At 67.2% G+C, this 12154-nt stretch carries 13 protein-coding genes and 2 pseudogenes; 6 read left to right on the top strand and 9 right to left on the bottom strand.

Features of this window, described 5'->3' with window-relative positions:
* Nucleotides 1–49: 49 nt before the first annotated feature.
* The 3 genes from leuB to leuC form a co-directional block, all read right to left on the bottom strand.
* Nucleotides 50–1132: a 3-isopropylmalate dehydrogenase gene (leuB, locus tag E5198_RS04175; RefSeq protein WP_136488758.1), complete on the bottom strand. Its 1083-nt coding sequence runs from the start codon at nt 1130–1132 to the stop codon at nt 50–52.
* A 75-nt stretch (nt 1133–1207) separates the two neighbouring features.
* On the bottom strand, nt 1208–1855 hold the full coding sequence (gene leuD / locus E5198_RS04180) for a 3-isopropylmalate dehydratase small subunit (protein ID WP_136488759.1): 648 nt from the start codon (nt 1853–1855) through the stop codon (nt 1208–1210).
* A gap of 11 nt (nt 1856–1866) precedes the next feature.
* Nucleotides 1867–3291, bottom strand: coding sequence for a 3-isopropylmalate dehydratase large subunit (gene leuC / locus E5198_RS04185; RefSeq protein WP_136488760.1), 1425 nt, complete (start codon nt 3289–3291; stop codon nt 1867–1869).
* Between the two features lie 123 nt (nt 3292–3414).
* Between leuC and E5198_RS04190 the strand changes: the two genes are divergently transcribed.
* Complete coding sequence (locus tag E5198_RS04190) at nt 3415–4290, top strand: LysR family transcriptional regulator (protein ID WP_136488761.1); 876 nt, start codon at nt 3415–3417, stop codon at nt 4288–4290.
* Nucleotides 4291–4343: 53 nt separating this feature from the next.
* On the opposite strand, the gene E5198_RS04195 is transcribed toward E5198_RS04190, so the two are convergent.
* Nucleotides 4344–5324, bottom strand: a complete 981-nt coding sequence (locus E5198_RS04195) for a tRNA-dihydrouridine synthase (protein ID WP_136488762.1) — start codon at nt 5322–5324, stop codon at nt 4344–4346.
* A gap of 407 nt (nt 5325–5731) precedes the next feature.
* On the opposite strand from E5198_RS04195, the gene E5198_RS04200 reads away from it, so the two are divergent.
* The 5 genes and pseudogenes from E5198_RS04200 to E5198_RS22310 all read left to right on the top strand — a co-directional run.
* Nucleotides 5732–5920 (top strand): hypothetical protein, encoded by a 189-nt coding sequence (locus E5198_RS04200; RefSeq protein WP_136488763.1) that lies wholly within the window; start codon nt 5732–5734, stop codon nt 5918–5920.
* A complete protein-coding gene (locus E5198_RS04205) occupies nt 5917–6717 on the top strand; it encodes a hypothetical protein (protein ID WP_136488764.1) in 801 nt (266 codons plus the stop codon). The genes E5198_RS04200 and E5198_RS04205 overlap by 4 nt, the downstream gene beginning before the upstream one ends.
* Nucleotides 6714–7019: a hypothetical protein gene (locus E5198_RS04210; protein ID WP_136488765.1), complete on the top strand. Its 306-nt coding sequence runs from the start codon at nt 6714–6716 to the stop codon at nt 7017–7019. The genes E5198_RS04205 and E5198_RS04210 overlap by 4 nt, the downstream gene beginning before the upstream one ends.
* Before the next feature lie 704 nt (nt 7020–7723).
* Nucleotides 7724–8020, top strand: a complete 297-nt coding sequence (locus E5198_RS04215; RefSeq protein WP_136488766.1) for a hypothetical protein — start codon at nt 7724–7726, stop codon at nt 8018–8020.
* A pseudogene (locus tag E5198_RS22310) lies at nt 7975–8121 on the top strand (calcium-binding protein); the annotation flags it as partial. The gene E5198_RS04215 and the pseudogene E5198_RS22310, both read left to right, overlap by 46 nt.
* A gap of 21 nt (nt 8122–8142) precedes the next feature.
* On the opposite strand, the pseudogene E5198_RS04220 reads toward E5198_RS22310, so the two are convergent.
* The 5 genes and pseudogenes from E5198_RS04220 to E5198_RS04240 form a co-directional block, all read right to left on the bottom strand.
* Nucleotides 8143–8494, bottom strand: a pseudogene (locus E5198_RS04220) (keto-hydroxyglutarate-aldolase/keto-deoxy-phosphogluconate aldolase); the annotation flags it as partial.
* 13 nt (nt 8495–8507) lie between these two features.
* The gene (locus E5198_RS04225; RefSeq protein ID WP_136488767.1) at nt 8508–8951 is read right to left on the bottom strand and encodes a thioesterase family protein; all 444 of its coding nucleotides are present in this window, start codon (nt 8949–8951) and stop codon (nt 8508–8510) included.
* Nucleotides 8948–9598, bottom strand: a complete 651-nt coding sequence (locus E5198_RS04230; RefSeq protein WP_136488772.1) for a bifunctional 4-hydroxy-2-oxoglutarate aldolase/2-dehydro-3-deoxy-phosphogluconate aldolase — start codon at nt 9596–9598, stop codon at nt 8948–8950. The genes E5198_RS04225 and E5198_RS04230 overlap by 4 nt, the downstream gene beginning before the upstream one ends.
* Before the next feature lie 2 nt (nt 9599–9600).
* Nucleotides 9601–11412, bottom strand: coding sequence for a phosphogluconate dehydratase (edd, locus tag E5198_RS04235; RefSeq protein WP_178084042.1), 1812 nt, complete (start codon nt 11410–11412; stop codon nt 9601–9603).
* Nucleotides 11413–11533: 121 nt separating this feature from the next.
* The coding region (locus E5198_RS04240; RefSeq protein ID WP_136488769.1) for a 6-phosphogluconolactonase at nt 11534–12154 on the bottom strand (621 nt) is incomplete at its 5' end.

The following is a 12154-nucleotide window of genomic DNA, read 5'->3' on the forward strand; positions in this document are numbered from 1 at the left end:
CTTTCTCGAAAAAGTGGGGCCGCCCGCGACGGGGCGGCTCCCGGACAGCTTACAGATTCCGCAGCGCGGCGACTACCGCATCGCCCATCTCGCGGGTACCGACCTTCTGGCAGCCTTCCGACCAGATGTCGCCGGTGCGCAGGCCCTGGTCCAGCACGTTGCTGACCGCCTGCTCGATGGCGTTGGCCGCCTCGACCTGGGCGAAGCTGTAGCGCAGCATCATCGACACCGAGAGGATGGTGGCCAGCGGGTTGGCGATGCCCTTGCCGGCGATGTCCGGCGCCGAGCCGTGGCACGGCTCGTACATGCCCTTGTTGTTGGCGTCCAGCGAGGCCGACGGCAGCATGCCGATCGAGCCGGTGAGCATGGAGGCCTCGTCCGACAGGATGTCGCCGAACATGTTGTCGGTGACGATCACGTCGAACTGCTTGGGCGCACGGACCAGCTGCATGGCGGCGTTGTCGACGTACATGTGCGACAGCTCGACCTCCGGATAGTCCTTGGCCACTTCCTCGACCACGGCGCGCCACAGACGGCTGGACTCCAGCACGTTGGCCTTGTCCACCGAGCACAGCTTCTTGTTGCGCAGCATGGCCATGTCGAAACCGACCTTGGCGATGCGGCGGATCTCGCTCTCGCTGTACGGCAGGGTGTCGAACGCCATGCGCTCGCCATTCTCCAGCACGCGGCTTTCGCGCGGGCTGCCGAAGTAGATGCCGCCGGTCAGCTCGCGGACGATGAGGATGTCCAGGCCGGCAACGATTTCCGGCTTGAGGGTCGAGGCGCCGGCCAGCTGCGGGTAGAGCAGCGCCGGACGCAGGTTGCCGAACAGGCCCAGCTGCGAGCGGATCTTCAGCAGGCCCATTTCCGGACGCAGCGGACGATCGAGGTTGTCCCACTGCGGGCCGCCGACGGCGCCGAGCAGGATGGCGTCGGCCTTGCGGGCGCGCTCCAGGGTCTCGTCGGCCAGCGGGCTGCCGTACTTCTCGTAGGCGGCGCCGCCCAGCTCGTCGTAGCTCAGCTCGAAGCCCAGGGCGTACTTGTCGTTGGCGACTTCCAGCACCTTGACCGCTTCGGCGACGATTTCCGGACCGATGCCGTCACCCGGGAAAACCAGAATCTGCTTGCTCATGCTGTCCTCAACATTTCGTAGGGTGCGCCGCGCGCACCTTGCGTTTCATCCAGTGGTGCGCACAGCGCACCCTACTCACTTGATCGCGCCGAACAGCCAGGGGCTGGCCTGCTGGTGCTTTTCCTCGAACGCGCGGATCGCGTCGGCGTCCTGCAGGGTCAGGCCGATGTCGTCCAGGCCGTTGAGCAGGCAGTGCTTGCGGAACGGATCGATCTCGAAGCTCAGCACCTTGCCGTCCGGGCGGGTCACGGTCTGCGCCGCCAGGTCGACGGTCAGCTGGTAGCCCTCGCTGGCCTCGCACTGCTTGAACAGCTCGTCCACTTCCGCTTCCGGCAGGATGATCGGCAGCAGGCCGTTCTTGAAGCTGTTGTTGAAGAAGATGTCGGCGTAGCTCGGCGCGATGATGGTGCGGAAGCCGTATTCCTCGAGCGCCCACGGGGCGTGCTCGCGGGAGGAGCCGCAGCCGAAGTTCTCGCGGGCCAGCAGCACGCTGGCGCCCTGGTAGCGCGGGAAGTTCAGCACGAAGTCCTGGTTGACCGGACGCTTGCTGCAGTCCTGGTTCGGCTGGCCGACGTCCAGGTAGCGCCACTCGTCGAACAGGTTGGGGCCGAAGCCGGTGCGCTTGATCGACTTGAGAAACTGCTTGGGAATGATCTGGTCGGTGTCGACGTTGGCGCGATCCAGCGGGCAGACCAGGCCGGTGTGTTGGGTAAAGGCTTTCATTCAGGCAATCCTCAGTTCAGCAGCTCGCGCACATCGACGAAGTGACCGGTCACCGCGGCGGCGGCGGCCATGGCCGGACTGACCAGGTGGGTACGGCCACCGGCGCCCTGACGGCCCTCGAAGTTGCGGTTGGAGGTGGAAGCGCAGTGCTCGCCGCTCTCCAGGCGGTCCGGGTTCATCGCCAGGCACATGGAGCAGCCCGGCTCGCGCCACTCGAAGCCGGCCTCGATGAAGATCTTGTCCAGCCCCTCGGCCTCGGCCTGCGCCTTGACCAGGCCGGAGCCCGGCACCACCAGCGCCTGCTTGACGGTGGCGGCGACCTTGCGACCCTTGGCCACCTCGGCGGCGGCGCGCAGGTCCTCGATGCGCGAGTTGGTGCAGGAACCGATGAACACGCGGTCCAGCTTGATGGTGGTGATCGGCTGGTCGGCGGTCAGGCCCATGTACTTGAGCGCGCGGACGATGGAGTCGCGCTTGACCGGATCGGCCTCGTTGGCCGGGTTCGGCACGCTCGCATCGACCGGCAGGACCATTTCCGGCGAGGTGCCCCAGCTGACCTGCGGCTTGATCTCTTCGGCCTTCAGCTCGACCACGGTGTCGAAGTGGGCGTCGGCGTCGGACACCAGGCCCTTCCACTGCGCCACGGCGGCATCCCAGTCGGCGCCCTTGGGCGCGAAGGTGCGGCCTTCGACGTAGGCGATAGTCTTCTCGTCGACGGCGACCAGGCCGACGCGGGCGCCGGCCTCGATGGCCATGTTGCAGATGGTCATGCGGCCTTCCATCGACAGCTCGCGGATCGCGCTGCCGGCGAACTCCAGGGCATGGCCGTTGCCGCCGGCGGTGCCGATCTTGCCGATGATCGCCAGCACGATGTCCTTGGCGGTGACGCCGGCGGGCAGTTGGCCCTCCACGTTCACCCGCATGTTCTTCATCTTCTTGGCCACCAGGCACTGGGTCGCCAGCACGTGCTCGACCTCGGAGGTGCCGATGCCGTGGGCCAGCGCGCCGAAGGCGCCGTGGGTGGAGGTGTGCGAGTCGCCGCAGACCACGGTCATGCCCGGCAGGGTGGCGCCCTGCTCCGGGCCGACCACGTGGACGATGCCCTGGCGCACGTCGTTCATCTTGAATTCGAGGATGCCGAAGTCGTCGCAGTTCTCGTCGAGGGTCTGCACCTGCAGGCGCGACACCTCGTCGTGGATCGACTCCAGGCCGCCCTGGCGCTCGGCCTTGGTGGTCGGCACGTTGTGGTCCGGGGTGGCGATGTTGGCGTCGACGCGCCACGGCTTGCGGCCGGCCAGGCGCAGGCCCTCGAAGGCCTGCGGCGAGGTCACTTCGTGGAGGATCTGGCGGTCGATATAGATCAGCGCCGAACCATCGTCGCGCTGCTTGACCAGGTGCATGTCCCAGAGCTTGTCGTAAAGCGTCTTGCCGGCCACGGGGTGTTCCTCATCGGTTGTTGCTGTATGCCCACAGGGCTTGTGCGGTCGATCCTATGGGCTTGCCACCGATGAAGCAAATTCATATTTTTCATGCTTTGGATAACCCGATGGAATCCGAACATGGACCTGGCCAGCCTCGACACCTTCATCGCCATCGCCGAAACCGGCAGCTTCTCGGCCGCCGGCGAGCGCCTGCACCTGACCCAGCCGGCGGTCAGCAAGCGCATCGCCGCGCTGGAGCAGCAGCTGAATGCGCGGCTGTTCGACCGCATCGGCCGCGAGGTCAGCCTGACCGAAGCCGGCCGCGCCCTGCTGCCGCGTGCGCGCCAGGTGCTCGGCGTGCTGGACGACACGCGCCGCGCACTGAGCAATCTCAACGGCGCCATCGGCGGCCGGCTGACCCTGGCCACCAGCCACCACATCGGCCTGCATCGTCTGCCGCCTTTATTGCGCGCCTTTACCCGCGCCCACCCGCAGGTGGCGCTGGACATCCGCTTCCTCGACTCGGAGGTGGCCTATGAAGAGGTGCTGCACGGACGCACCGAGTTGGCGGTGATCACCCTCGCCCCGCATACCGCCGCGCCGGTGCGCGCGGTGCCGGTGTGGGACGATCCGCTGGACTTCGTCGCCGCCCCTGAACACCCTCTGGCCCACGGTGGGCCGGTGACGCTGGCCGAGGTGGCGCAGCATGCGGCGGTATTCCCCGGCGAGAACACCTTCACCCACCATATCGTCCAGGGCCTGTTCGAGCAGGCCGGGCTCAAACCCAACGTGAGCATGAGCACCAACTATCTGGAGACCATCAAGATGCTGGTGTCGATCGGCATCGCCTGGAGCGTGCTGCCGCGCACCATGCTCGACGAGCAGGTGAAGCGCCTGCCGCTGGAAGGCATCCAGCTGAGCCGCCAGCTCGGCTACATCGTGCACACCGAGCGCACCCTGTCCAATGCGGCGCGGGCGTTCATGCAGCTGCTGGATCGCGCGGGAAATCCGTAGGGTGCGCCGCGCGCACCGGGAGCCGACGCCTTGAGCGGTGCGCGCGGCGCACCCTACGCGGGGACGGCCTCGGTGCTGAGCAACTCCCCGGCGCGCAGCCCGAACAACGCATCCAGCCGCGCACAATCGTTGTCACGGCGAATGCTGTCGAACAGCGCCTGCGCCTCGGGATAGCTGCGCGTCAGCATGGCCAGCCACTGCTTGAGCCGCCCCGGCGCGTAGCGCGGCGCCAGCTTCTGCCGTGCCTTGCGCCAGAACAGCTGCAGCAGCGGCTGCAGCTCGCCCCAGCCCAGCAGGGCCGGCTCGCACCCGGCTTCGGCGGCGGCGATCTGCCGGGCCAGATCGGGACGGGAAACCAGGCCGCGGCCCAGCATGATGTTGTTCGCCCCGCTGACCTCGCGGCAGCGCCGCCAGTCGTCGACCGTCCAGATCTCGCCGTTGGCATAGACCGGGATGTCGACCACCTCCTGCACCCGCGCCACCCATTCCCAGTGCGCCGGCGGCCTGTAGCCGTCGAGCTTGGTGCGTGCGTGTACTACCAGCATGGCAGCGCCGCCCTCGGCCAGGGCGCGGGCGCAGTCCAGCGCAGCGTCCGGGCTGTCGTAGCCCAGGCGCATCTTCGCGGTGACCGGCACAGCGGCCGGCAGAGTGCGGCGCACCTCGTGGACGATGGCGTGCAGCAGCTCGGGCTCCCTGAGCAGCACCGCACCGCCACGCGACTTGTTGACCGTCTTGGCCGGGCAGCCGAAGTTAAGGTCGACCACCGGCGCACCCAGGCTGGCGGCGAAGGCCGCGTTGTCGGCCAGACACACGGGATCGGAGCCGAGCAGCTGCAGGCGCATCGGCGTGCCGCCGGCGGTGCGCCAGCCGCAGTCCAGCTCCGGCGCCAGCTTGCGGAAGCTCGCCAGCGGCAGCAGGCGGTCGCAGACACGCACGAACTCGCTGACACACCAGTCGACGCCGCCGACCTCGGTCAGCAGCTCGCGGAGGATTTCATCGACCAGCCCCTCCATGGGCGCCAGGGCAATCTGCACAGGGGAAGCTCTCGGAGAAAGGCAGGGCCGCGGATTCTAGCAAGACGGAGCGGGCACGAAAGCATCCAGCCGTTCGCAGAGCCTCGCCGCGAGGCGACAAGCGCAGACCCTGGGCTTGAGCGCTCAATCGACAACGACTTTCCGCTGCCTTGAACATGCCGCCATCATGGCGTAGGTTCGCACCAAGTGCATGCGCCCCGACGACCTCCGAGTCGGGATGAACAAGGATGGTTCACATGACGCGCAAACTCGCAGGCCCCGACTCCGCGCGTGCTTTCCAGCATGCTGCCTCCTACAGGGTCGAAACGCTCTTTGCCGGTCCGACCGTCGCCTTCCCGTCCCAATACCTTCGTGTCATCCGGCCTCCGGCCGCGCGTCCCGCCGCCAGACGACAGGAGCACGCCTGAATGCTCGGTCTGGCCGTCCTGTTCTTCATCGGGGCCTTCCTGCTTGCCAGCCTGCGGACGATCAAGCTCGCCGCCTGGTGGGCCAGGCGGAACGGCCGCCGGGGCTGGACATGGACAGTGGTGACCGCGCTCGCCAAGTCCCTCCGCATGACCAGGCATACCGCCATTCCGGCAAGGACATTGCCATGAGCAGCCGCCGCGTTCGTCTCCTGGTTCTGGCGGTCATCGCCGGGCTGCTGGTGTTCGGCGTTGTGCGCTGGCAGCAGCACATCGCGGAAATTCGGGCCAGCCGCCCTCCCGGCTCGCCACCTCCGGGCTATGAGAATCGAAAGAAGTACGAGCAGCGTGGTCACATCTCCGACTTTTCTCGCTTCGACAACATTCCCGTGGACCTGTGGTTCGGCAAGCGCGACGGCAAGTTCGACACCACCCATCTGCGCATCGCCAGCGATTACATAGCTGGCTTGCCTCCGTACCACGGCGAGTATGTGGAAGCCAACATCGTCTGGCCCAGCCTGCGCAGCGTTGATGAAGAAATCGAAATACGGAAGAAAAATGGCCTGCCCACCACGGGACTGAAAACCTTCAGGCTGACGTTCTCGGAAACCGGTACAGCGTTCTGGGGGACAGATAAGGCCGGAACCAAGCCTGTTATCGAATGCACACCGCTGGTCCGCGATGAAGGCCGTGGCGTGAAATATTGCAACGAGAACCACTTCCATAACATGCCCGGCCAGCGTAGGACCCACTACTGGCCCCTCGACGAGGCGATCCGCACGCCTTGGTACAAGAATCCGCCGCGCTTCTACTGTTACGTTGTTGGCAAGCCGGACGGCACCTACTTCAGCCTTTGTGGCAGCAATTTCTCCTATAACACCGATTTTCACATCGAGATTGATACACCCGACGAGGCGCTGGCCATCGACATCCTCACCCACTTTCCCAAGCTGATTGAATTTCTACGCACACTGGAGGTGAAACCATGAGCCTTGCCCTGACTCCTGCCCAAACGGCCCAACTGCAAGCCCTGCGTTCAGCCGGACAATACGCTGGAGCGTACGAACTGATGGAAATCTGGACCCGGGATTCCGCCGATCCGGACGTGCAACTCGTGCATACCTGGCTGTTGGGCGCGGCCGACATCAATCGTGGTGAAGGCCCCTTCGCCGCACTCGTCAAAGCCTACAACCAGCGCCAGGGGCTCCTGCGGGGCAGGCCGGTGAGCACTTCATCGACCAGCCCCTCCATGGGCGCCAAGGCGGGATTTTCTCATCCATGCTGGAAATGAACAGATCTTTTTCAAAAATCACCAAGATAGCTACTTCATCTTCGGCGGCATCAGCACCAAACGGTAATGACCAGTTCTTTAGCACTGACTTATTGCTACAGACTGCGAAACCCTATCGCGAAGGCCGGCCTTATAACAATCATTGGGACTTCTTCAAATGAAGTTTTCTCTTGCTTCTCTTGCACTGCTACCAGTGTTGGCGGGATGCCCAACCCAAGACCAAATTACAACTGACGCCGAAGTCCGGCGACTGTGCGCCGTCGACGGGGGAGTCAAGATTTATGAAGCGATAAAACTGCCGACGGAAAAATTCAACCAGTGGGGACAAGTTAACTTCTACAGACCTGACCAAGGAGAGCGCGCATTGGGGACGGAGTATATTTTTCGGTCAGAAGAAAAATTCTATCGCACAGGAAATCCAAGTCTCATCCGGTACCACCATGAAGTAATTCGACGCATAGACAACAAGAAACTAGGCGAAACGACATCATACGGGAGAGGCGGCGGCGACATTCCAGGCCCATGGGAGCCGTCAAATCTTCACTGCCCACCAACATCTGAAAGCTCCGAAACCGCTCTCTTTAAGAGAGTTTTTCTTCAATCCAACGAAGAGTAAAAAATGAGCAACTCAGCCGAATACTACAAGCAAGCCAAATTCTCTTTTGCCCCCTATGCAAACTTGGGATTAGGAACGCCGTCAGTAGATGAACTCAAGACAGACTGATACCGAAGGCATCTCTTGGCGTTACGCCATTGCCGAGCTTAATCCCTTCTCACTCATTGGCGCAGACTACTCTCAGCACAACACCAACGGCGAACTCGATCTCTACGATGTCAGCGCTGATACCGGCAAAGTCACCGAATCGTGGCTCCAGGCCCGTGCAGAAATGCTGATCTGGAAAAGCCTCTTTGACCAACGTGATACTCACTACACTGGTCGGCTGAATGATCAACCAGCAACGGCGCCGTACTGCTGGACAGCCAGGTGCAAGCGCTGGTAGATGCAATGGCGGCCTTCGCATCGCCAAGGCCGGGGGAAAACACCCTGCCCGAAAACTACCGGGAGGCGCTCGCTCCGGTCATCGCCGCCAACTGGCAATGATCGTCGGCGAGCACGCCCAGCTCATGCACCGCGCTCCAGGCTGGCCGACAGCGCGCAGGCCTCCTGGGCCAGCTGGGTGATCTGATCCCAGCCGCGGGCGCGCATCAGGCTGCTCGGCGCCACCCAGGTGCCGCCCACGCAGGCGACGTTGGGCAGGCGCAGGAAGGTCGACAGGTTGTACCCGCTCGGGGCAGAAGCGGATGCCGTTGAACGGCTCCTTGAAGCTTTTCAGCATCTTCACGCTGGTGGCGCCGTTGGCCGGGAACAGTTTGAGCGAGCGGTAGCCCTTCTCGATGGCGAACAGCACCTCGGACGGCGTCATCGCTCCCGGCAGGTAGGGCAAGCCGACCGCCTCTGCCGCCGCGCCCCGTCGCCGGCAACGCCGATCACTCTGCGGCCGGCACCACCAGCGCCCGCCCGTAACGCTCGACGAACTCCGCCGGCATGCGCCGCGGTCTGCCGCTGGACAGCTCGGCGCAGACGAAGCGGGTGCGCGCGCGCAGCAGGGTGACGCCGTCGGCCGGGCGGCGCAGCTGGAACTGGCGGGCGATGCTCAGCCGGCCGTCGCACTCGACGATCCAGGTGCCCAGCTCGAGACGCTCGCCCTCGCGAGCGGCGGCCAGGTAGTCGATCTCGTGGCGCACCACCAGCATGCCGCGGTCCAGGCGCCGGTAGTCGTCGAGGGTCAGGCCGAGCGAGCGCGAGTGCGCCCAGGCGCACTGCTCCAGCCAGCCGACGTAGACCGCGTTGTTGACGTGGGCGAACTCGTCGATGTGTTCGGCGCCGACCTCGATGTCCAGCACGAACGGCGCCGGCCGCAGCCAGCTCACGCACCGCGCTCCAGGCTGGCGGCCAGATCGCAGGCCTCCTGGGCCAGCTGGGTGATCTGGTCCCAGGCGCGCGCGCGCACCAGGCTGCTCGGCGCCACCCAGGTGCCACCGACGCAGGCGACGTTGGGCAGACGCAGGAAGGTCAGCAGGTTGTCCTGGTTGATCCCGCCGGTCGGGCAGAAGCGGATGCCGTTGAACGGCTCCTTGAAGCTCTTCAGCATCTTCACGCTGACATCGCCGTTGGCCGGGAACAGCTTGAGCGAGCGATAGCCCTTCTCGATGGCGAACAGCACCTCCGAGGGCGTCATCACCCCCGGCAGGTATGGCAGGCCGGCGTCCTCGGCGGCATCGGCCAGGCGCTCGGTAAGGCCCGGGCTGACCGCGAACTGCGCACCGGCATCGTGCGCCTCGGCGAACTGCGCGGCATGGATCAGGGTGCCTGCGCCGACCAGCAGCTGCGGCAGTTCGCGGCGGATCGCCGCCAGCGCCTCCAGCGCCCGCGGCGTGCGCAGGGTCACTTCCAGCACCTCGATGCCGCCGGCGTACAGCGCGCGGGCCAGATCGACCGCCAGGCCCGCATCCTCGATCACCAGCACCGGCAGGACCGGGCGTGCCCGCTTGAGCACGTCATCCATCGTCAACACCATCTTCATTCCTCCCAGTCCAGGATCGATGCGCCGCGGTCGGCCGGCCCCGCCAGCCGCCGCTGCAGATTGAACAACTCCAGGCCGTAGCCGACCGCCTGCGGCTGGCTCGGCCCGGCGGGCGCACGCGCCGCCCACTCTTCATCATTTGCCTCGACGGCCAGCACGCCGCGCACGGCGTCGACCTCGACCAGATCGCCGTCGCGCAGCCAGGCCAGCGGCCCGCCGGCCGCCGCCTCGGGGGTCAGGTGCAGCGCCGCCGGCACCTGGCCGGAGGCGCCGGACAGGCGGCCGTCGGTGACCAGCGCGACCTGCTGGCCGGCCGCCTGCAGGTTGGCCAACAGCGGCATCAGCTTGTGCAGCTCGGGCATGCCGTTGGCCCGCGGGCCCTGGAAGCGCACCACCAGCACCAGATCGCCCTGCAACTCTCCGGCCTGGTAGGCCCGCTGCACCGCCGCCTCGCTGTCGAACACCCGCGCCGGCGCGCGCACCCGCCAGTGCGCCGGATCGACCGCCGAGGTCTTCAGCTGGGCGCGGCCGAGGTTGCCGGAGAGCAGCACCAGGCCGCCTTCGGGTGCGAAGGGCTCGGCCAGCGGGCGGACGATGTCCGGCGCCGGACTCTGCACCGGCAGCTCGCGCCAGGCCAGCCGGCCGGCGTCCAGCCAGGGCTCGCGGGCGTAGTCGGCCAGCGACCCGCCGGCCACGGTGGCCACCTCGCCGTGCATCAGGCCGCCGCCGAGCAGCTCGCGAATGATCCACGCCGGGCCGCCGGCGGCCTGGAACTGGTTCACGTCGGCCTTGCCGTTGGGATAGACGCGGGCGAGCAGCGGCACCACCTTCGATAGCTCGGCGAAGTCCTCCCAGAGCAGATCAAAGCCGGCCGCGCGGGCGATGGCCGGCAGGTGCAGGCCGTGGTTGGTCGAGCCGCCGCTGGCCAGCAGCGCCGCCACGGCGTTGACCAGCACCCGCGCATCGACCTGGCGGCCCAGCGGCAGCCAGCGCTCGCCCTGGCGGCTGTTGCGCGCCACCAGGCGCGCCGCCTCGGCGGTGAGCAACGGGCGTAGCGCCGACTCCGGCGGCGCGAAGGCGCTGCCCGGTACATGCAGGCCCATGGCCTCCATCAGCAGCTGGTTGGTGTTGGCGGTGCCGTAGAAGGTGCAGGTGCCCGCCGCGTGGTAGGCGCCCAGCTCGGCCTCGAGCAGCTCCTCGCGGCTCGCCTCGCCGCGCGCGTAGCGCTGGCGCACCGCGGCCTTGTCGCTGTTGGACAGCCCCGAGGGCATCGGCCCCGCCGGCACGAACACCGCCGGCAGGTGGCCGAAGCGCAGCGCGCCGATCAACAGGCCCGGAACGATCTTGTCGCACACGCCCAGGTACAGGCCGCCGTCGAAGATGCCGTGGGTCAGGCCGATGGCGGCGGCCTGGGCGATCAGGTCGCGGGAGAACAGCGACAGCTGCATCCCTGCCTCGCCCTGGGTGATGCCGTCGCACATGGCCGGCACCCCGGCGGCGAACTGCGCGGTGGCACCGACCCGCGCCAGGGCGGCCTTGAGCTGCCCGGGATAGTCGTGCAGCGGCTGGTGGGCGGAGAGCAGGTCGTTGTAGCTGGAGACGATGGCGATGTGCGGCGAGCCGCCCTGGCGCATGATCAGCTGCGCGTCGCGGGGCTGCGCGGCCAGCGCATGGGCCAGGTTGGAGCAGCCGATCTGCCGGCGCGGCTCGCGGGCGGCGGCCTCGTCGACCCGCGCCAGATAGCGCGTACGGCGCACGGCCGAACGCGCCTCGATGCGCGCGGTGACCGCCTCGACAACGGGATGCAGCATGGCGACTCCTCACAGGGTTGCGGGGACGGGCCTGCTGCGGCGCTACAGGCTTCGTCCGGTCAGGCCGCCAGTTTACCAGCAGCGCGAATACCCGAGTGCGCTCGTCGTGCTTGCCGGCTCAGGGCGCCCAGTGGATCTGCAGGCGGGCGCCGGCTGCGCGCGCCAGCGCGGCCACCGGCAGCTCGCGCACGGCGGGCGCATCGGCCAGCACCGCCTCGAGCAACGCGCGCTTGGCCGCGCCGAACACCAGCAGGCCCAGCCAGTCGCTGGCCAGCAGCAGCGCCAGGTTCGGGGTGAGGCGCGTCCGCGGCTCGACCGGCGCCAGGCCGACCAGCGCGGCCGGCGCGGCCTGGGCATCCAGCGCGGCAGCCAGGCCCGGCATGCCGGGAAACAGCGAGGCGATGTGGCCGTCCTCGCCCATGCCCAGCAGGGTCGCGGTCAGCGGCAGCCAGCCAGCCAGTCGCTGACCCCAGGCACAGGCCGCCGCCTCCGGGCTGTCGCCCTGGCGCGGGTCGAGAGCGCGCGCCTGCGGCAGGGCGCCGTGCAGCAGGCGCAGGTTGCTGGCCGGGTCGTCGGCCGCCACCCAGCGCTCGTCGCTTGGCGACAGCTCGATGCGCGTCCAGTCCAGCGCCTCGCCGGCCAGTTGCTCAAGCAGCGGCAGCGGGCTCTGTCCGCCGGGCAGCAGCAGACGCGCCGGCGCCCCGGCCTGCCGGGCCGCACCCAGGCGCGCGCCCAGCTC

Origin of the sequence: Pseudomonas sp. A-1 (genome assembly GCF_004801855.1) — a bacterium.
GTDB lineage: Bacteria > Pseudomonadota > Gammaproteobacteria > Pseudomonadales > Pseudomonadaceae > Geopseudomonas.

Bases quoted from the DNA above. Each gene is read 5' to 3' on its own strand.
- leuD (WP_136488759.1), bottom strand. From the start codon at position 1,855: ATGAAAGCCTTTACCCAACACACCGGCCTGGTCTGCCCGCTGGATCGC.
- E5198_RS04215 (WP_136488766.1), top strand. From the start codon at position 7,724: ATGAACTCAAGACAGACTGATACCGAAGGCATCTCTTGGCGTTACGCC.
- leuB (WP_136488758.1), bottom strand. From the start codon at position 1,132: ATGAGCAAGCAGATTCTGGTTTTCCCGGGTGACGGCATCGGTCCGGAA.
- E5198_RS04230 (WP_136488772.1), bottom strand. From the start codon at position 9,598: ATGGTGTTGACGATGGATGACGTGCTCAAGCGGGCACGCCCGGTCCTG.
- E5198_RS04190 (WP_136488761.1), top strand. From the start codon at position 3,415: ATGGACCTGGCCAGCCTCGACACCTTCATCGCCATCGCCGAAACCGGC.
- E5198_RS04205 (WP_136488764.1), top strand. From the start codon at position 5,917: ATGAGCAGCCGCCGCGTTCGTCTCCTGGTTCTGGCGGTCATCGCCGGG.
- E5198_RS04210 (WP_136488765.1), top strand. From the start codon at position 6,714: ATGAGCCTTGCCCTGACTCCTGCCCAAACGGCCCAACTGCAAGCCCTG.
- E5198_RS04200 (WP_136488763.1), top strand. From the start codon at position 5,732: ATGCTCGGTCTGGCCGTCCTGTTCTTCATCGGGGCCTTCCTGCTTGCC.